Here is a 16,162-nt window from a genome sequence, read left to right on the forward strand (position 1 = left end):
CGCGGGCCTCGCTGCCCTGACCTTGACCATGAGCGCTCTGCTCACCGCCTGTGGTGGAGGCAGCGACGGGGACGCCCTCACGATCTCCGCCAAGGCCGGCAGCGCCGAAGCTTCGCCGCGGGCAGCCCTCACGGCCGGTGGCGAGACCTTTCAGGTGCTGGTGCCGGCATATTTCTATCCGTCCACCGGATCGGACTGGGAGCGGCTCGCGCAAAGCGCCCGGGCCATGCCGTCGGTACGCATCACGGCGATCCTGAATCCGGGCAACGGTCCCGGCAGGAAGGTCGACAAGCAATACGTGCGCGCGATAGCCGAGTTCACCCAGGCCGGGGGCAAGGTGATCGGGTATGTATCCACGCGCTATGGCCGGGGCAATCCCTCGTTGGCCAAGGTGCGCACGCATATCGACAACTACCTGGCCTTCTACGGCCGCGAGAACATCAGCGGCTTCTTCATCGACGAGATGTCGGACAAGACCGCGCGGCTGGGCTTTTATCGCGAGGTGTACGACTACATCAAGGGCTTGGACAGCCGCCTGCTGGTAGTGGGCAACCCCGGCACCCTGCCGGCGGCCGGTTACGCCACGGTGGCCGACACCCTGGTGACCTTCGAGGGCCAGGCCAGCGCCTACGCAGACTTCAACCCCCAGCCCAGCCACAACTGGGTCTATGACTACGACAAAGTCAAGCAGGCCATGCTGGTGCATGACGCCGTCGGCTGTCCCACGATGCAGGCCAGCCTGAGCACGGCGGCGAGCGAGCGCAACCACACCGGCTGGGTCTATGTGACAGACCTGCACTACGACTACGCCAACAATGTCGGCGACCCCTGGGCGAATCTGCCCTCCTACTGGGAGAAGCTGCTGGGCACGGTGGATTCCATCAACAAGGGCCAGGCCCTGCCCAGCTGCTGAGCCGGCTCAGAGGCTGTGAGTATTTCCCTCGTGCCCGAAAGGCGCCTCAAAACGCACCCGATCGAGGCGCAAAACGCAGACATAGCGCAGGCTATGGCGAGTATTTGCAACGATGAGCGGGGGTGTTTTGGCGAGCAAGGCAGGCATGGGGGAAAAACTCACAACCTCTCAGGCGCCGGCCAGCTCGTCGGCGCGCGCCTGGGCCGCGGCGAAGTCCAGGTCGCCGCTGTAGATGGCGCGCCCACAGATCACGCCCTCGACGCCCTCTTCCTCGACCTCGCAGAGCCGCTCGATGTCGGCCATGCCGGCCAGGCCGCCCGAGGCGATGACGGGAATGGTCAGCGCCTGCGCGAGCTTGACGGTGGCCTCGATGTTGATGCCCGAGAGCATGCCGTCGCGGCCGATGTCGGTGTAGATGATGGACTCCACGCCCCAGTCCTGGAACTTCTTGGCCAGGTCCACGACCTCGTGGCCCGTGAGCTTGCTCCAGCCGTCGGTGGCCACCTTGCCGTCCTTGGCGTCCAGGCCGACGATGATGTGGCCCGCGAAGGCGCTGCAGGCGTCCTTCAGAAAGCCGGGGTTCTTCACCGCGGCCGTGCCGATGATGACGTATTCGAGCCCCGCGTCGATGTAGCGCTCGATCGTGTCCAGGTCGCGTATGCCGCCGCCGAGCTGCACGGGGATGTCCTCACCCACCTCGCCCAGGATGGACTTGATGGCCGCGCGGTTCTTGGGCTGACCGGCAAAGGCGCCATTGAGGTCCACCAGATGCAGGCGGCGCGCCCCGGCATCGACCCATTTGCGCGCCATGGCGGCGGGGTCTTCACCAAAGGTGGTCGATTGGTCCATGTCACCTTGCTTGAGGCGTACGCAATGGCCGTCCTTGAGGTCGATGGCGGGGATGAGCAACATGATGATGGGCAGAGAAAATGGGCTGGCAGCACAGGCCGGGCCCGGCCGGTTGATGAATCAGGGGTTCCAGGTGAGGAAGTTGCGGTACAGGGCCAGGCCCTGTTCGGCACTCTTTTCGGGGTGGAACTGGGTGGCAAAAATATTATCGCGCGCGATGGCGGCCGCAAACGGCAGGCCGTAGTCGGCCTGGCCCGCGCAGTGCAGCGCGCTCGCCGGGCGCGCGTAGAAGCTGTGCACGAAGTAGAAGTAGCTGTCGTCGGGCACGCCGGCCCACATGGCGTGTGCCTGGCCGCCATGGCGCATCTGGCGCACGCGGTTCCAGCCCATCTGCGGCACCTTGTAGCGGCTGCCGTCGGGCTGGCGCTGCTGCTCCAGGTCGAATCTGACGACCTCGCCGGGGATCAAGCCCAGGCCCGGTGTATCTCCCTCGGCGCTGTGGTCGAGCAGCATCTGCATGCCCACGCAGACGCCGAACAGCGGCTTGGTGGCCGCGGCCTCGAGCACCGGCTCGAGCAGGCCGGACTCGCGCAGCTCGCGCATGCAGTCGGGCATGGCGCCCTGGCCGGGCAGGACCACGCGCTCGGCGGCGCGCACCTCGTCGGGCCGCGCGCTCACCAGCACGCGCCAGCCGCTGCCCTGGGCCGCGGCCTGCACGGCCTGCGAGACGGAGCGCAGATTGCCCATGCCGTAGTCCACGACGACGACGGTCTTTACTTCATTATTCATAGCTGCTTGCGCTTGCCAGATAAGCGTTGAAGGCCATTCTTGCTTGTATTTACAGCGAGCCCTTGGTCGATGGGATCACGCCCGCGGCGCGCGGGTCGCGCTCGAGCGCGGCACGCAGCGCGCGCGCAAAGGCCTTGAACACCGTCTCGCACTGGTGGTGGGCGTTGATGCCCTTCAAGTTGTCGATGTGCAGCGTCACACCCGCGTGGTTCACAAAGCCCTGGAAGAACTCGTAGGTCAGCTGGGTGTCGAAGCCGCCGATGCTCGCCGCCGTGAACGGGATGTGCAGGTGCAGGCCCGGCCGGCCCGAAAAATCCACCACCACGCGCGAGAGCGCCTCGTCGAGCGGCACATAGGCATGGCCGTAGCGGCGTATGCCCTTCTTGTCCCCCACGGCGCGCGCAAAGGCCTGGCCCAGGGTGATGCCCACGTCCTCGACCGTGTGGTGGCCGTCGATGTGCAGGTCGCCGTCGCAGTCCACCTCCATGTCGATGAGGCCGTGGCGCGCGATCTGGTCGAGCATGTGGTCGAAGAAGCCTATGCCCGTGTGCAGGCGGGCCTGCCCCGTGCCGTCGAGGTTGATGCGCACGCTGATGCGCGTCTCGGCGGTGTTGCGGCTGACCTCGGCGATGCGGTCGGCCAGGCTGTCCTGGGTGGAGGGAACGAGTGCAGAAGATGTCATAGGGATGCCTGCAGGGCCGCGAGCATCTGCTGGTTCTCGGCAGGGCTGCCCACCGTCAGACGCAGGCAGTTGGCCAGCAATGGATGCATTGTAGAAACGTTCTTGATGAGGACCTTGCGTGCCTTCATGCCCTCGAAGGTACGGGTGGCATCGGCCACGCGCAGCAGCACCATGTTGGCCTGGCTGTCCCAGACCTTGTCCACGCCCGGCATGGCGCGCAGCAGCGGCAGCATGCGATCGCGCTCGGCGCGCAGCTCGGCGGCCTGGGCGGCGAAGACCTCGGCATGCTCGAGCGCGAACAGCGCGGCCTCGCAGTTGAGCACGCTCACGTTGTAGGGCGGGCGCACCTTGTCCACCTCCTGCACCAGCGCGGCAGGACCCATCATGTAGCCCAGGCGCACGCCGGCCAGGCCGAACTTGCTGAGCGTGCGCATCAGCAGCACATGGCCGCTGCGCGCGGGGTCGGCGCGCATGCGGTCGATCCAGCTGCGGCTGGCAAAGGGCTGGTAGGCCTCGTCCATGACCACGATGCCGCCCACGGCGGCCACGGCGTCGACGATGGCCTGCACCGCGCCCTCGTCCCACAGCGTGGCCGTGGGGTTGTTCGGATAGGCGATGAAGGTGATGGCCGGGCGGTGGCGCTCGATGGCCGCCAGCATGGCCTGCACATCGAGCGCAAAGTCGGGCGTGAGGGGCACGCCCACATAGGCCAGGCCCTGCAGGCGCGCGCTCATCGCATACATGACAAAGCCGGGCTCGGGCGCGAGCACCGTGGCGCCGGGCCGGGCGCAGGCCAGGGCCAGCAGCGATATGAGCTCGTCCGAACCATTGCCCAGGATGATGGCGCTGCCCTCGGGCGCATCGGCGTGTTGCGCGAGCGCGGCCTTCAGGTCGTTCTGGCGCATGCCCGGGTAGCGGTTGAGCGCGAGCCGCCCCAGACGCTCGCCCAGCGCGGACTGGAGTGCATCCGGCAGGCTGAAGGGGTTCTCCATCGCGTCCATCTTGAGATAGCCCGCGGCATCCTGCACGTGGTAGGCATGCATGGCGCGCACGTCGGTGCGAATGCGTTCAAGGGCCTGGGGTGATGTGGTGGACTCGGTCATCGGTTCTCTCTGGGGTTCAGGCGTCTTCGGCCTGCGTGGGGGCGCTCTGGCGCAGCGGGTGCAGCACGGTCACGCCGCCGAATTCCGCACCATGGGGCAGGTGCAGGCTCAGCATGTGGCTGCAGCCGCTGTGCTGGGCACAGGCCACGGCCAGGCAGTCACCAAAGGGAAGGTCATGGCGCGCCTGCACGGCCCAGGCGGTCTCCAGCGTGGCGGCGTCGGTGCGCCAGGGAGTCCAGGTCTGATAGCGGCGAATGGCCGCACGCGCGTCACCCTGGGGCATGGGCGATGCCGCCGTGGTCACCTGGTCGTAGAACTCCACCAGGGCCTGGTTGCCGGTGCGGCCCGTGCGCCGGCGCCACAGCGCATCCAGCCAGTCAAGGCAGGCGCGGTAGAGCTCGCCGCCGGCCACGTCTTCGGCCGCCACCAGCACCGAGGTGTCGACGAACACCGGGTTCATGCGCCGGCTCCAGCATTTAGGTCATTTTGGCCCCCAGCCCTCGTCGGCACTGCGCGACGCGCTATGGTTTCTTCAATCCCATGGGCGCGCCAGCTGCGCTCGTCGGTGCGCCAGGCGAGATAGGCGCGCTCATAGGCGTCCTCGCGCTGCTGCATCTCGGCCATGAAGTCGCCCACCATGCGCGAGACGCTGGTGCCACGGCGCGCCGCCTCGATGCGCGCCCATTCGAGCACGCTGTCTTCGACGGTGATGGTCAGATTCTTCATGGCGCAGATAGTACACGAATTTCGTGTTACACGAAGTTCGTGTTGATCATCACCGAAGTCATGCATTGGGAGCCGAGCCTCCGCCACAGGCGCCGCATCGTTGAATGAAATTCACAGTTCGGTGGTAAGCCTATTTACACGTCGAGAGTTAACATTACATTCGAAACAAATTCCAAGAGAGGAGGTGCGGGATGATGAAGACAGCTCCATTGGCAATACTGTTTGCGATGACGGCGCTCGCGGGTTGCGGCGGCGGGGGCGGTGGTGGCGATCACAATGCGCCTGCCGCGGCCCGCCTCGAAGGCGCCTTCCAGGGGACAACGGGCAACGGCAGGGCGGTGAATTCCCTGACGCTGGAAAACGGCGACTCGTGGATTCTGTACGGCACGCAAGTCGGCAACGCCATTGCAGTGACCGGCATGGTGCACGCCACGCAGGGCGCCAGCGACGGCACGAGCTATACCGCCCAAACCAAAGACTATTGGAACGATGGCCAGGTGCACGCTGGCTCCCTCAGCGGCAGCTATGTGCTGGGACAGCGCTTCGGTGGCACTATCACTTCAGCGAGCGTGACCACGACCTTCACGGCCGCGCCCGTCCCGACTGCGGACTACAACTACCAGACCCCGGCCAGTGTCTCGCGCATCGCCGGCACCTGGGCTGGCTCCATCCTGAGCGGCGAGAGCGGACAGATCAGCATAGACACCGGCGGCGCCCTGCAGGGAAGCTTCGACGGCTGCACCGTCACGGGCCAGGTCCAGCCGCGCGCGAGCGGCAAGAACGTCTTTGACGTGAGCGTGGATTTCGGCCCCGCGCCCTGCGAACTCGCGGGCCAGCGGGCCACCGGCATTGCCGTGAGCTATGGCCTGGCGGCCGGTGGAACGCAGCTGATCGTGACCGGCGTCACCGCCAACGGCGCCGCGGGCACGGCCTTTCTGGCCACACGCTGAGGGCTGATGCATGGGGCGCAACGCCCCATGCCCTCATGCGCCCCATTCCGCCGGCACTGCCTCGGCGGATCCTCAGGGCTTGAGCCGCATCTCCGCCGCGCGCGCGTGCCCCTGCAGGCCCTCGCCATGGGCGAGCACGCTGGCGATCCTGCCCAGCACCTGGGCGCCCTGCTCGCTCACCTCGATGAGGCTGCTGCGCTTCTGGAAGTCGTACACACCGAGCGGGCTGGAGAAGCGCGCCGTGCCGCTCGTCGGCAGCACATGGTTGGGGCCGGCGCAGTAGTCGCCCAGGCTCTCGCTGGTATAGGCGCCGAGGAAGATGGCGCCCGCGTGCCTGAGCAGCGGCTCCCAGCGGTGCGGGTCGGTGCTGGAGATTTCCAAGTGCTCGGGCGCGATGCGGTTGGAGATCTCGCAGGCCTCCTCCATGCTGCGCGTGTGGATCAGCGCGCCGCGGCCCGTGAGGCTCCTGGCGATGATCTCGGCACGCGGCATCTGGGGCAGCAGGCGGTCGATCGCGGCCTGCACGGCTTCGATGTAGGCCGCATCGGGGCACAGCAGGATGGACTGGGCGAGCTCGTCATGCTCCGCCTGGCTGAACAAATCCATGGCCACCCAGTCGGCAGGCGTGGTGCCGTCGGCCAGCACCAGAATCTCCGACGGGCCGGCAATCATGTCTATGCCCACCTGGCCGAATACACGCTTCTTGGCGCTGGCCACATAGGCGTTGCCCGGGCCGGTGACCTTGTCCACCCTGGCAATGGTGGCCGTGCCGTAGGCCAGGGCCGCGACGGCCTGGGCGCCGCCTATGGTGAAGGCGCGCGTGACGCCCGCCACATGGGCCGCGGCCAGCACCAGCGGGTTCTTCTCACCGCGCGGCGTGGGCACGACCATGATGATCTCGGGCACGCCAGCCACATGGGCGGGGATGGCGTTCATGAGCACGCTGCTCGGGTAGGCCGCCTTGCCGCCGGGCACGTAGATGCCCACGCGATCAAGCGGCGTGACCTTCTGGCCCAGCAGCGTGCCGTCCTCGTCGCGGTAGCTCCAGCTCTCGCCGCAGGCCTTTTTCTGCGCCTCGTGGTAGCTGCGCACGCGGGCGGCGGCGGCCGTGAGCACATGGCGCTGCTCGTCCGGCAGGCCATCGTAGGCGGCCTTGAGCTCCTCGGGGCTGAGCTCGAGCGCGGCCATGCTGGCCGCCTGCAGGCCGTCGAAGCGCTGCGTGCAGTCGAGCACGGCCGCGTCGCCGCGCGCCTGCACGTCCGCAAGGATGGCGGCGACGCGCTCCTCGATGGCCGCGTCCTGCTCGGCCGACCAGTGCAGGCGCGCCGCAAAATCGGCCTCAAAACTGGCGCTGACCGTTGACAGACGGGCGGGAGCAGCTACGAATTGCATAGTGTCAACCTGAATGGAATCAAGCCTTGGGTATGGCGGAGGCAAAGGCGTCGATGATGCGCTTGAGCGGCGCCTGCTTCAGTTTGAGCGCCGCCTGGTTCACGACCAAGTGGGAGCTGATGTCCATGATCTGCTCGACCTCGACCAGGTTGTTGGCCTTCAAGGTGTTGCCCGTGGACACCAGATCCACGATGGCGTCGGCCAGGCCCGTGAGCGGCGCGAGCTCCATGCTGCCGTAGAGCTTGATCATGTCCACATGCACGCCCTTGCTGGCGAAGAAGTCGCGCGCGATGCTGGTGTACTTGGTGGCGACCTTCAGGCGCGAGCCCTGGGTGACGGCGCCCCGGTAGTCGAAGCCCGCGCGCACGGCCACGCTCACGCGGCATTTGGCGATCTGCAGGTCCAGCGGGCGAAACAGCCCCTGGCCGCCATGCTCGATGAGCGAGTCCTTGCCCGCCACGCCCAGGTCCGCCCCGCCGTATTCGACGTAGGTGGGCACGTCGCTCGCGCGCACCAGCACCACGCGCACGTCGGGCTGGCTGGTGGGCAGGATGAGCTTGCGCGACTTCTCGGGGTCTTCCGTCACCGTGATGCCGGCGGCGGCCAGGAGCGGCAGGGTCTCGTCGAAGATGCGGCCTTTGGAGAGGGCAAGGGTGATCATGAGCTGATTCTTTCGATGTCGGCGCCCAGGCCGCGCAGCTTGTCTTCCATGCGGTCGTAGCCGCGGTCGAGGTGGTAGATGCGGTCGACCAGCGTCTCGCCACCGGCCACGAGGCCTGCGATCACCAGGCTGGCCGAGGCACGCAGGTCGGTCGCCATGACGGTCGCGCCCGACAGCTGCGCGCCGCCCGTCACCGTGGCCTCACGGCTGTCGATGGCGATGTGCGCGCCCAGGCGCGCGAGCTCGTTGACATGCATGAAGCGGTTTTCAAAGATGGTCTCGGTCACCGTGGAGGTGCCCTGCGCCAGCACGTTCAGCGCCATGAACTGCGCCTGCATGTCGGTCGGAAAGCCCGGGTATTCGGTGGTGCGAAAGCTCTGCGCCCGGAGGCGCGCGCCGCCAGGGCTCCTGACGCGTATGCCGCCCTCCTCGGCCGCCACCTGGGCGCCGGCCTCCCGCAGCTTGTCGATGACGGCGTCCAGATGGTCGGCGCGCGCGTGGCGCAGAAAGGCCTCACCACCCGTCGCGGCCACGGCGCACAGAAAGGTGCCGGCCTCGATGCGGTCGGCCACCACATGGTGCGTGCAGCCGGACAGGCGCGGCACGCCCTGGATGGTGATGCGGCTCGTGCCATGGCCCTCGATCCTCGCGCCCATCTTGATCAGCATCTCGGCCAGGTCGGTGATCTCGGGCTCCTGCGCGGCGTTCTGCAGCACGGTCTCGCCCTCGGCCAGCGTGGCGGCCATGAGCAGGTTCTCGGTGCCGGTCACCGTGACCATGTCGGTGGTGATGCGCGCGCCGCGCAGGCGCTGCTGGCCCTCGGGCAGCCGGGCGATCATGTAGCCATGCTCGACGCTGATCTGCGCGCCCATGGCCTGCAGGCCCTTGATGTGCTGGTCCACGGGGCGCGAGCCGATCGCGCAGCCGCCGGGCAGCGACACGGTGGCCCGGCCAAAGCGCGCCAGGAGCGGCCCCAGGGCCAGCACCGATGCGCGCATGGTCTTGACGAGCTCGTAGGGCGCCTCGGGGGTCAGCGTGTCGGGCGCAACAAAGCTCATGCCGCCGCGCTCGCCATGGGTCTCGGTGGCCACACCCATGTTGTCGAGCAACTTGCGCATGGTGCGCACGTCGTGCAGGCGCGGCACGTTGATCAGGTGCACGGGCTCGCTCGTGAGCAGGGCCGCGCACATCTCGGGCAGGGCCGCGTTCTTGGCGCCGGAGATGATGACCTCGCCGTGCAGCGTGCGGCCGCCGCGTACCAGTAGCTTGTCCATGGAACAGTTCTATATCAAATCAGGCCATAACGCCCGTCCAGCAAGCGCTGATAGCTATTAAAAACAGAGTATCAACCCTGCTGCGCCGCGGCCCATTCGGCCGGTGTGAAGGTCTTCATCGACAGCGCGTGCACCTCGTCGCGCGCCATCTTCTCGCCGAGCGTGGCATAGACGCGCTGGTGGCGCGCGATCGGGCGCTTGCCCTCGAACTCGGGCGAGACGATGACGGCGTACCAATGGCGGCCGTCGCCCTCGAGCGTGATGTAGTCGCAGGTCAGGCCGGCGCGGATGATGTCTTTGATGTCGTCAGCGGTCATATCAGTTCCGGATTTTGTAGCCCGTGCGCAGCAGATGCAGGGCCAGCAGGCTCACGGCGGCCCAGGCGCCGCCGACGATGGCCAGGCTCAGCCAGGGCGAGACGTCGCTGACCCCGAAGAAGCCATGGCGAAAGCCGTCGATCATGTAGAAGAACGGGTTGAAGCGGCTGGCCTGCTGCCAGAAGGCGGGCAGCGAGTGGATGGAATAGAACACGCCCGAGAGAAACGTCATGGGCATGATGAGGAAGTTCTGGAACGACGCCATCTGGTCGAACTTGTCGGCCCACAGCCCGGCGATCAGGCCCAGCGTGGCCAGCAGCGCCGCGCCCAGCAGCGCGAACACCAGCACCCACGCCGGTGCGGCGAAGTCCGGCCGCACAAAGAACAGCGTGACGGCAAACACCCCCAGGCCCACGATCAGCCCGCGCAGCACCGACGAACCCACATAGGCAAAAAACCAGGCCCAGTGCGACAGCGGCGTGAGCAACACGAACACCAGGTTGCCCATGATCTTGCTCTGGATGAGGCTCGACGAGCTGTTGGCGAACGAGTTCTGCAGCACGCTCATCATGACGAGGCCCGGCACCAGAAACGCCGTGTAGCTCAGCTGGCCATAGACCTGCACGCGGTCCTCAAGCACATGGCTGAAGATCAAGAGATAAAGCACGGCCGTGAGCACGGGCGCGGCCACGGTCTGGAAGGCCACCTTCCAGAAGCGCAGCACCTCCTTGTAGAACAGGGTCTGCCAGCCGGTCATGCCGTGGCCTCCGCGGGCGCGCCGCCCATGACCTTCAGGAACACGTCCTCGAGGTCGGCGCGGCGTATCTCCACGTCCTCGCTGGCCACGCCCGCCTGGCGCAGCAGCGCCAGGTGCTGCTCGATCTCGGCCGCGTCATGCGCGGGAAGCTGCACGATGCGCCCGGTCACGCGCGCCAGCGGCGTGAGCGCGGCGGGAAGCGGCGCGTCGGTCTTGAACTGCAGCACGCTGGCATTGGCGCTCTGCAGCAGCCGCGTGGTGCTGTCGAGCGCCACCACGCGGCCGCCCTTGAGCATGGCGATGCGCCCGCACAGGGCCTCGGCCTCTTCGAGGTAATGCGTGGTCAAGAGCACCGTGTGGCCCTGCTTGTTCAGGCGCGCGATGAACTGCCACAGGGTCTGGCGCAACTCGACGTCCACGCCCGCCGTGGGCTCGTCGAGCACGATGATGGGCGGCCTGTGCACCAGCGCCTGGGCCACGAGCACGCGCCGCTTCATGCCGCCAGACAGCTGGCGCATGTTGGCCTGGGCCTTGTCGGCCAGGCCCAGGCTCTCGAGCAGCTCGTCGATCCAGGCGTCGTTGTTCTTGACGCCAAAGTAGCCCGACTGGATGCGCAGCGTCTCGCGCACGTTGAAGAAAGGGTCGAACACCAGCTCCTGCGGCACCACGCCCAGGCAGCGGCGGGCGCGCGCAAAGTCCTGCTGCACGTCGTGGCCCAGCACCGACACGCGGCCGCTGCTGGCGCGCGCCAGGCCCGCGAGGATGCTGATCATGGTGGTCTTGCCCGCGCCATTGGGGCCGAGCAGGCCGAAGAACTCACCCTCCTCGATGTCCAGACTCACGCCATCGAGGGCCTGGAACGGCCCGCGCGGCGTGGGGAAGACTTTGGAGACGGATTGGAAGGATACGGCGGTCATGGGAACCGCGCATTCTAAGATGCCGCCGTTCAGGCGGCTTCCGCAGGGATATCGGCGTCGGGACCGGGCGGCGCGGGCAGGAGTTCCTGCACGCCGTACAGCCCCGCGAGGCTGGCCAGGGCCGGCGGCAGGCCCTTGACCATGAAGCCACGGCCGTTGAACAGCGCCGTGCGGCGGCATTCCAGCAGCACGGCCAGCGCCGAGGAGTCGAAGCTGGCCAGGCGCGTCGCGTCGACCAGCACCTGCGATTCGCGCTCGGCCGCGAGCGCCTGCAGCAGCATGCGCAGCGTCACCGCCGCCTGGCGGTGCGTGAGCTCCGCGGGCAGAACCAGCATGCCCATCCCCGCCGCCCTACCTGGCGCCGGCCGCACCGGCGGCGGCGGTGGCGTTGGCCTTGTTGCGCGCGGCCAGGGAATCGATCAGGCCATTGATGCCCTTGGCGTTGATCTCCTGGGCGAACTGCGTGCGGTAGGTCTCGACCAGCCACACGCCGAGCACGTTCAGGTTGTAGATCTTCCAGCCGCTGCCCTGGCCCGGGGTCTTCTCGAGACGGTAGTCGAGCTGCACCGGATCGCCGCGGCCGCGGATCTCCGTGCGCACCAGTACGTCGGTGTCGGTGGGCGCGGCGCGCAGCGGCTTGACGACGATGGTCTGGTCCGTGACCTCGCTCAGCGCCCCCGAATAGGTACGCACCAGCAGCTGCTTGAACTCGTCCTGCAGGCGCTGCTGCTGCTCGGGCGTGGCCGTGCGCCAGGTGGGGCCGACGGCGGCTGCCGTCATGCGGCGGAAGTTCACATGCGGCAGGATGGTCTTGTCCACCAGCGCCATGATCTTGCCGATGTCTCCGGCCTTGATGGACTTGTCGTTGCGCAGGGTCTCCAGCACATCGGCCGACAGGCGCTTGACGAGCGCATCGGGCGCCTCGTCGGCGGCCAGCGCGGACAGCGGCAAGGGCAGGATGGCGGCGCATGCCAGGGCGGCTGCGCAGCGCGTGAGGGTTCGACGGTTCATCATGGAGTGTGATCCTTGGCTTGTGTGGTCACGATTGTGGTGCGCACCTGTGCAGGCATTGCGTCGCCCGCATGGCTGAATGCAAGCAATTGCAGCCAGGGCGGGCACCAGGGGTGTCAGTAGTCTTCGGGCAGCTTGCCGCCCTCTTCGTCCTGGCCTTCGGCAGTTCCGCCAGCGCGCAGCTTCAGGTACACGTCACGTGTGAAGCTGTAGGGGTCGAGCGCGGCCTCGTCGAGCAGCGAGGTCGCACGCAGCAGGCTCGCGCGCCGATCGACGAAGCGCAGCGCATAGAGCGAGTTGCGCCAGGGCACGTCATTCACATAGCCCACGGCATCACCCACGAACAGGTCGGCCGGCAGGGCCGCCGTGTCGCGCACCGTGGACGGGCCCAGCAGCGGCAGCACCAGGTACGGCCCCGTGGGCACGCCCCAGTGGCCCAGTGTCAGGCCGAAGTCCTGCTTGTGGCGCTCCACGCCCATCTCGCTGGCGATGTCCAGCAGGCCGCCCAGGCCCAGCACGGTGTTGACGCTCAGGCGCACCAGGCTGTCATAGGCCTCGCGCCCGCGCAGCTGCAGCAGGTTGTTGACGAGGGACCAGGCATCGCCCAGGTTGGCGAAGAAGTTGCCCACGCCGGTGCGCACGGGCTGCGGCGTGGCGTCCTGGTACAGGGTGGCGACGGGCTTGAGCACCACCTTGTCCACGTTGTCGTTGAACCGCGTCATGCTGCGGTTGTAGGGCTCGAAGGGGTCGGCCGGATGGACGTCGGGGCCCGTGGCGCAGCCGCCGAGCAGGGCCAGACCCAGGGTCAGGGCCGCCGCCCGTGCGGCGCCCTTGGAAAATCTTGTGCAGGTGGTCATTTCTTGCCTCCGGCACCGGCGGCGCTTTCTTCCGCCTTGCCGTAGAGGAACTGTCCGATGAGGTTCTCCAGCACCACGGCGGACTGTGTTGCCGTGACGGTATCACCATCGGCCAGGTTGTGTTCGTCGGCACCGGCCTCGATGCCGATGTACTGGTCGCCGAGCAGGCCGCTGGTCAGGATCTTGAGCGAGCTGTCCTTGGGGAAGACGTAGCGCTTGTCCAGCTCCAGGGCCACGCTGGCCTGGTAGGTCTTGTCGTCGAAGCCTATGGACTGCACGCGGCCCACGACCACGCCGGCGCTGCGCACCGCAGCCTTGGGCTTCAATCCGCCGATGTTGTCAAAGCGCGCCGTGATCACATAGCCCGAGCGGAAGTTGAGCTGCAGCAGGTTGGCCGACTGCAGGGCCAGAAAGACCAGCGCCGCCGCCCCCAGCAGGACGAACAGCCCGACCCAGACATCGTTCTTGGAATGCTGCATGGTGAATATCCCTGAATATCCCTTGTGGCGGTTCTACCCGCCTGTCAAATGCTGAACATCAGTGCCGTGAGGACGAAGTCCAGCCCCAGCACGGTGAGCGACGCCATCACCACGGTGCGTGTGGTGGCGCGCGACACGCCCTCGGGCGTGGGTTTGGCCATGAAGCCCTGGAGCACGGCGATGAAGGTCACGGCCACGCCGAATACCAGGCTCTTGACGATGCCGTTGCCCACGTCCTTCCAGACATCGACGCCGCCCTGCATCTGCCCCCAGAAGGCGCCCGCATCCACGCCGATGAGCACCACGCCCACGAGCCAGCCGCCGATGACGCCCACGGCACTGAACACCAGCGCCAGCAGCGGCATGGCGATCACGCCGCCCCAGAAGCGCGGGGCGAGGATGCGCTGCACCGGGTCGACGGCCATCATCTCCATGGCCGAGAGCTGCTCGCCCGCACGCATGAGGCCGATCTCGGCCGTGAGCGAGGTGCCCGCGCGGCCCGCAAACAGCAGCGCCGTGATCACCGGCCCGAGCTCGCGCACCAGGCCCAGCGTGACCACCAGGCCCAGCGAGTTGGCCGAGCCATAGAGCTGCAGCACGTTGTAGCCCTGCAGCGCCAGCACGAAGCCCACGAACAGGCCCGACATGGCGATGATGGACAGCGAGTAGTTGCCCAGGAAATGCACTTGGTCGCGCACCAGGCCAAAGCGCCGCATGCTCTGGCCGAACAGGGCCACGAGCCGCGCGAGCAGGCGCGTGGCCATGCCCATGTCGGCGAGCTTGCAGCGCACGGCAAAGCCTATGTCGGACGGTCGCCACCAGCTCATCGGCCACCTCCCTGCGCGGGCGACATGCCCACCGGGCCAAAGTCCTGGGCCACGGTGGGCCCGGCGTAGTGAAACGGCACGGGCCCGGCCGGCAGCGCATGCACGAACTGGTGCACCAGCGGATCCTGGCTGGCGCGCACCTCCTCGGGCGTGCCCTGGGCGGCCACCGTGCCCGGGCCCAGGATGATGACCTGGTCGGCCAGGCGGAAGGTCTCCTCCAGGTCGTGCGAGACGATGATGGTGGTCAGGCCCATGGCGTCGTTGAGCTCGCGTATGAGCTGCGCCGCCGTGCCCAGCGAGATCGGGTCCAGCCCCGCGAAGGGTTCGTCGTACATGATGAGCTCGGGATCGAGCGCGATCGCGCGCGCCAGCGCCACGCGCCGCGCCATGCCGCCCGAGATCTGGCTCGGCATGAGGTCGCGCGCGCCGCGCAGGCCCACGGCGTGCAGCTTCATGAGCACGATGTCGCGGATCAGCTCCTCGGGCAGGTCGGTGTGCTCGCGCAGCGCGAAGGCCACGTTGTCGAACACGCTCATGTCGGTGAACAGCGCACCGAACTGGAACAGCATGCCCATGCGCCGGCGCGCGGCGTAGAGCTGCTGCATGTCCATCGCACCCACGTCCTGCCCGGCCACGAGCACCTGCCCCTGCTGGGCGCGCTGCTGGCCGCCGATCAGGCGCAGGATGGTGGTCTTGCCGCCCCCCGAGGCGCCCATGATGGCCGTGACCTTGCCACGCGGCACGGCCAGCGACAGGTCGCGCAGGATCACGCGCTCGCCGTACCCGAAGGTGACGTTGCGCAGCTGCACGAGGGCATCGGCGGAGATGGGAGTGTCAGAGGACATGGGGGGTGAATCGGTCTCGGCCCGACCGGGGTGCAGGGCCGCAAAGCTGCACATCATAGGGGTAATGCCCGATGGTTCTGTGCCAGCCTGTGGATTTGGCACCGATGGCATAAGCATATTCGCTACAATTGCAGGTTTCAGTGAAATGTCACGCCCGGCCAAGTCTTCCGGGCGGATTGCTGTCGGTGGTGCAAGGATGTCGCGGCGCATCCGGCACAAGCGAAGGCACGGCAAGGGTCGATCGACCTGCGGCATTCCCCCTTCCCTTGGCCCCACCCCACGGGTGGCAGGCACCCCATTCCACAGACAGCGCACCGGGTGGCATGTGCAGACGGCATTCCTGTGCCGCACATGCCGTTTTTTGTCATGTCCCAACAAAAGGGCCTGAGTGCAATGCAGAACTCTCCATCCGTCGTCCCCATCCAGCCCCCTGCCACAACCCGCAGCGCCACCGGCCTGCACCTGATCGGCGACCTCTATGGCTGCCTGTGTGACAGCCGCCTGATGCTGGATGCCGCCTACCTGGAGAATTTCTGCAAGGAGCGCGTGGCCGCGGCCGGCCTGACCACGGTGGGTTCGCTGTTCCACAGCTTTGGCGAGGGCGGCGGCGTGACCGGCGTCGTCGTGCTGGCCGAGTCGCATCTGTCCATACACACCTGGCCCGAGTCGGGCTACGTCACGCTCGACGTCTACGTCTGCAACTACACCGAGAACAACCGCCCCAAGGCGCAGAAGCTGTTTGACGACCTGCTGGCCGCGTTCAACCCGAACGACCCGCACCTGCACCGCGTCGACCGCGCCTGATTCCCACCA

At 67.4% G+C, this 16,162-nt stretch carries 21 protein-coding genes; 3 read left to right on the forward strand and 18 right to left on the reverse strand.

Annotated features, from left to right (window positions below):
• Positions 1 to 28: 28 nt before the first annotated feature.
• On the forward strand, positions 29 to 913 hold the full coding sequence (locus ABUE11_RS14870; protein ID WP_367066094.1) for a spherulation-specific family 4 protein: 885 nt from the start codon (positions 29 to 31) through the stop codon (positions 911 to 913).
• A 168-nt stretch (positions 914 to 1,081) separates the two neighbouring features.
• Here ABUE11_RS14870 and hisA read toward each other — a convergent pair whose 3' ends face one another.
• From hisA to ABUE11_RS14900, 6 genes are read right to left on the reverse strand one after another with little or no spacing between them, the layout of a single operon-like run.
• Positions 1,082 to 1,825, reverse strand: coding sequence for a 1-(5-phosphoribosyl)-5-[(5-phosphoribosylamino)methylideneamino]imidazole-4-carboxamide isomerase (gene hisA / locus ABUE11_RS14875; protein WP_367066095.1), 744 nt, complete (start codon positions 1,823 to 1,825; stop codon positions 1,082 to 1,084).
• Between the two features lie 57 nt (positions 1,826 to 1,882).
• Positions 1,883 to 2,551, reverse strand: coding sequence for an imidazole glycerol phosphate synthase subunit HisH (hisH, locus tag ABUE11_RS14880; protein WP_367066097.1), 669 nt, complete (start codon positions 2,549 to 2,551; stop codon positions 1,883 to 1,885).
• Between the two features lie 49 nt (positions 2,552 to 2,600).
• Complete coding sequence (gene hisB / locus ABUE11_RS14885; RefSeq protein ID WP_367066099.1) at positions 2,601 to 3,233, reverse strand: imidazoleglycerol-phosphate dehydratase HisB; 633 nt, start codon at positions 3,231 to 3,233, stop codon at positions 2,601 to 2,603.
• On the reverse strand, positions 3,230 to 4,336 hold the full coding sequence (gene hisC / locus ABUE11_RS14890; RefSeq protein WP_367066101.1) for a histidinol-phosphate transaminase: 1,107 nt from the start codon (positions 4,334 to 4,336) through the stop codon (positions 3,230 to 3,232). Before hisC ends, hisB begins: the two co-directional genes overlap by 4 nt.
• A 16-nt stretch (positions 4,337 to 4,352) precedes the next feature.
• Complete coding sequence (locus ABUE11_RS14895) at positions 4,353 to 4,796, reverse strand: PIN domain-containing protein (protein WP_367066103.1); 444 nt, start codon at positions 4,794 to 4,796, stop codon at positions 4,353 to 4,355.
• The gene (locus ABUE11_RS14900) at positions 4,793 to 5,062 is read right to left on the reverse strand and encodes a DUF6364 family protein (RefSeq protein WP_367066105.1); all 270 of its coding nucleotides are present in this window, start codon (positions 5,060 to 5,062) and stop codon (positions 4,793 to 4,795) included. The genes ABUE11_RS14895 and ABUE11_RS14900 overlap by 4 nt, the downstream gene beginning before the upstream one ends.
• A 191-nt stretch (positions 5,063 to 5,253) precedes the next feature.
• Here ABUE11_RS14900 and ABUE11_RS14905 point away from each other — a divergent pair, with 191 nt between their 5' ends.
• The gene (locus tag ABUE11_RS14905) at positions 5,254 to 6,012 is read left to right on the forward strand and encodes a hypothetical protein (RefSeq protein ID WP_367066107.1); all 759 of its coding nucleotides are present in this window, start codon (positions 5,254 to 5,256) and stop codon (positions 6,010 to 6,012) included.
• Between the two features lie 72 nt (positions 6,013 to 6,084).
• On the opposite strand, the gene hisD is transcribed toward ABUE11_RS14905, so the two are convergent.
• The 12 genes from hisD to ABUE11_RS14965 form a co-directional block, all read right to left on the reverse strand.
• Positions 6,085 to 7,404 carry a histidinol dehydrogenase gene (hisD, locus tag ABUE11_RS14910; protein WP_367066108.1) on the reverse strand — a complete coding sequence of 440 codons (1,320 nt, stop codon included), beginning with the start codon at positions 7,402 to 7,404 and terminating at the stop codon, positions 6,085 to 6,087.
• 19 nt (positions 7,405 to 7,423) lie between these two features.
• Complete coding sequence (gene hisG / locus ABUE11_RS14915; RefSeq protein ID WP_367066109.1) at positions 7,424 to 8,065, reverse strand: ATP phosphoribosyltransferase; 642 nt, start codon at positions 8,063 to 8,065, stop codon at positions 7,424 to 7,426.
• The gene (gene murA / locus ABUE11_RS14920; protein ID WP_367066110.1) at positions 8,062 to 9,339 is read right to left on the reverse strand and encodes a UDP-N-acetylglucosamine 1-carboxyvinyltransferase; all 1,278 of its coding nucleotides are present in this window, start codon (positions 9,337 to 9,339) and stop codon (positions 8,062 to 8,064) included. The genes hisG and murA overlap by 4 nt, the downstream gene beginning before the upstream one ends.
• Before the next feature lie 71 nt (positions 9,340 to 9,410).
• A complete protein-coding gene (locus ABUE11_RS14925; protein ID WP_367066112.1) occupies positions 9,411 to 9,656 on the reverse strand; it encodes a BolA family protein in 246 nt (81 codons plus the stop codon).
• A gap of 1 nt (position 9,657) precedes the next feature.
• The gene (locus ABUE11_RS14930; RefSeq protein ID WP_367066113.1) at positions 9,658 to 10,413 is read right to left on the reverse strand and encodes an ABC transporter permease; all 756 of its coding nucleotides are present in this window, start codon (positions 10,411 to 10,413) and stop codon (positions 9,658 to 9,660) included.
• On the reverse strand, positions 10,410 to 11,330 hold the full coding sequence (locus tag ABUE11_RS14935) for an ABC transporter ATP-binding protein (protein WP_367066114.1): 921 nt from the start codon (positions 11,328 to 11,330) through the stop codon (positions 10,410 to 10,412). Before ABUE11_RS14935 ends, ABUE11_RS14930 begins: the two co-directional genes overlap by 4 nt.
• Positions 11,331 to 11,359: 29 nt before the next feature.
• Positions 11,360 to 11,665: an STAS domain-containing protein gene (locus ABUE11_RS14940; RefSeq protein ID WP_367066116.1), complete on the reverse strand. Its 306-nt coding sequence runs from the start codon at positions 11,663 to 11,665 to the stop codon at positions 11,360 to 11,362.
• A 16-nt stretch (positions 11,666 to 11,681) separates the two neighbouring features.
• The gene (locus ABUE11_RS14945; protein WP_367066117.1) at positions 11,682 to 12,344 is read right to left on the reverse strand and encodes an ABC transporter substrate-binding protein; all 663 of its coding nucleotides are present in this window, start codon (positions 12,342 to 12,344) and stop codon (positions 11,682 to 11,684) included.
• 113 nt (positions 12,345 to 12,457) lie between these two features.
• On the reverse strand, positions 12,458 to 13,198 hold the full coding sequence (locus ABUE11_RS14950) for a VacJ family lipoprotein (protein WP_367066119.1): 741 nt from the start codon (positions 13,196 to 13,198) through the stop codon (positions 12,458 to 12,460).
• The gene (gene mlaD, locus ABUE11_RS14955) at positions 13,195 to 13,677 is read right to left on the reverse strand and encodes an outer membrane lipid asymmetry maintenance protein MlaD (protein ID WP_367066120.1); all 483 of its coding nucleotides are present in this window, start codon (positions 13,675 to 13,677) and stop codon (positions 13,195 to 13,197) included. Before mlaD ends, ABUE11_RS14950 begins: the two co-directional genes overlap by 4 nt.
• A 44-nt stretch (positions 13,678 to 13,721) precedes the next feature.
• The gene (mlaE, locus tag ABUE11_RS14960; RefSeq protein ID WP_367066122.1) at positions 13,722 to 14,504 is read right to left on the reverse strand and encodes a lipid asymmetry maintenance ABC transporter permease subunit MlaE; all 783 of its coding nucleotides are present in this window, start codon (positions 14,502 to 14,504) and stop codon (positions 13,722 to 13,724) included.
• The gene (locus tag ABUE11_RS14965; RefSeq protein ID WP_367066123.1) at positions 14,501 to 15,349 is read right to left on the reverse strand and encodes an ABC transporter ATP-binding protein; all 849 of its coding nucleotides are present in this window, start codon (positions 15,347 to 15,349) and stop codon (positions 14,501 to 14,503) included. Before ABUE11_RS14965 ends, mlaE begins: the two co-directional genes overlap by 4 nt.
• Positions 15,350 to 15,742: 393 nt before the next feature.
• Here ABUE11_RS14965 and speD point away from each other — a divergent pair, with 393 nt between their 5' ends.
• Complete coding sequence (gene speD / locus ABUE11_RS14970; protein WP_367068832.1) at positions 15,743 to 16,153, forward strand: adenosylmethionine decarboxylase; 411 nt, start codon at positions 15,743 to 15,745, stop codon at positions 16,151 to 16,153.
• Positions 16,154 to 16,162: the final 9 nt, after the last annotated feature.

It is taken from the genome of Oryzisolibacter sp. LB2S (assembly GCF_040732315.1).
In the GTDB taxonomy this organism is placed as follows: domain Bacteria; phylum Pseudomonadota; class Gammaproteobacteria; order Burkholderiales; family Burkholderiaceae_C; genus Alicycliphilus; species Alicycliphilus soli.

Bases quoted from the DNA above. Each gene is read 5' to 3' on its own strand.
- ABUE11_RS14870 (WP_367066094.1), top strand. From the start codon at position 29: ATGAGCGCTCTGCTCACCGCCTGTGGTGGAGGCAGCGACGGGGACGCC.
- hisA (WP_367066095.1), bottom strand. From the start codon at position 1,825: ATGTTGCTCATCCCCGCCATCGACCTCAAGGACGGCCATTGCGTACGC.
- hisH (WP_367066097.1), bottom strand. From the start codon at position 2,551: ATGAATAATGAAGTAAAGACCGTCGTCGTCGTGGACTACGGCATGGGC.
- hisB (WP_367066099.1), bottom strand. From the start codon at position 3,233: ATGACATCTTCTGCACTCGTTCCCTCCACCCAGGACAGCCTGGCCGAC.
- hisC (WP_367066101.1), bottom strand. From the start codon at position 4,336: ATGACCGAGTCCACCACATCACCCCAGGCCCTTGAACGCATTCGCACC.
- ABUE11_RS14895 (WP_367066103.1), bottom strand. From the start codon at position 4,796: ATGAACCCGGTGTTCGTCGACACCTCGGTGCTGGTGGCGGCCGAAGAC.
- ABUE11_RS14900 (WP_367066105.1), bottom strand. From the start codon at position 5,062: ATGAAGAATCTGACCATCACCGTCGAAGACAGCGTGCTCGAATGGGCG.
- ABUE11_RS14905 (WP_367066107.1), top strand. From the start codon at position 5,254: ATGATGAAGACAGCTCCATTGGCAATACTGTTTGCGATGACGGCGCTC.
- hisD (WP_367066108.1), bottom strand. From the start codon at position 7,404: ATGCAATTCGTAGCTGCTCCCGCCCGTCTGTCAACGGTCAGCGCCAGT.
- hisG (WP_367066109.1), bottom strand. From the start codon at position 8,065: ATGATCACCCTTGCCCTCTCCAAAGGCCGCATCTTCGACGAGACCCTG.
- murA (WP_367066110.1), bottom strand. From the start codon at position 9,339: ATGGACAAGCTACTGGTACGCGGCGGCCGCACGCTGCACGGCGAGGTC.
- ABUE11_RS14925 (WP_367066112.1), bottom strand. From the start codon at position 9,656: ATGACCGCTGACGACATCAAAGACATCATCCGCGCCGGCCTGACCTGC.
- ABUE11_RS14930 (WP_367066113.1), bottom strand. From the start codon at position 10,413: ATGACCGGCTGGCAGACCCTGTTCTACAAGGAGGTGCTGCGCTTCTGG.
- ABUE11_RS14935 (WP_367066114.1), bottom strand. From the start codon at position 11,330: ATGACCGCCGTATCCTTCCAATCCGTCTCCAAAGTCTTCCCCACGCCG.
- ABUE11_RS14940 (WP_367066116.1), bottom strand. From the start codon at position 11,665: ATGCTGGTTCTGCCCGCGGAGCTCACGCACCGCCAGGCGGCGGTGACG.
- ABUE11_RS14945 (WP_367066117.1), bottom strand. From the start codon at position 12,344: ATGATGAACCGTCGAACCCTCACGCGCTGCGCAGCCGCCCTGGCATGC.
- ABUE11_RS14950 (WP_367066119.1), bottom strand. From the start codon at position 13,198: ATGACCACCTGCACAAGATTTTCCAAGGGCGCCGCACGGGCGGCGGCC.
- mlaD (WP_367066120.1), bottom strand. From the start codon at position 13,677: ATGCAGCATTCCAAGAACGATGTCTGGGTCGGGCTGTTCGTCCTGCTG.
- mlaE (WP_367066122.1), bottom strand. From the start codon at position 14,504: ATGAGCTGGTGGCGACCGTCCGACATAGGCTTTGCCGTGCGCTGCAAG.
- ABUE11_RS14965 (WP_367066123.1), bottom strand. From the start codon at position 15,349: ATGTCCTCTGACACTCCCATCTCCGCCGATGCCCTCGTGCAGCTGCGC.
- speD (WP_367068832.1), top strand. From the start codon at position 15,743: ATGCAGAACTCTCCATCCGTCGTCCCCATCCAGCCCCCTGCCACAACC.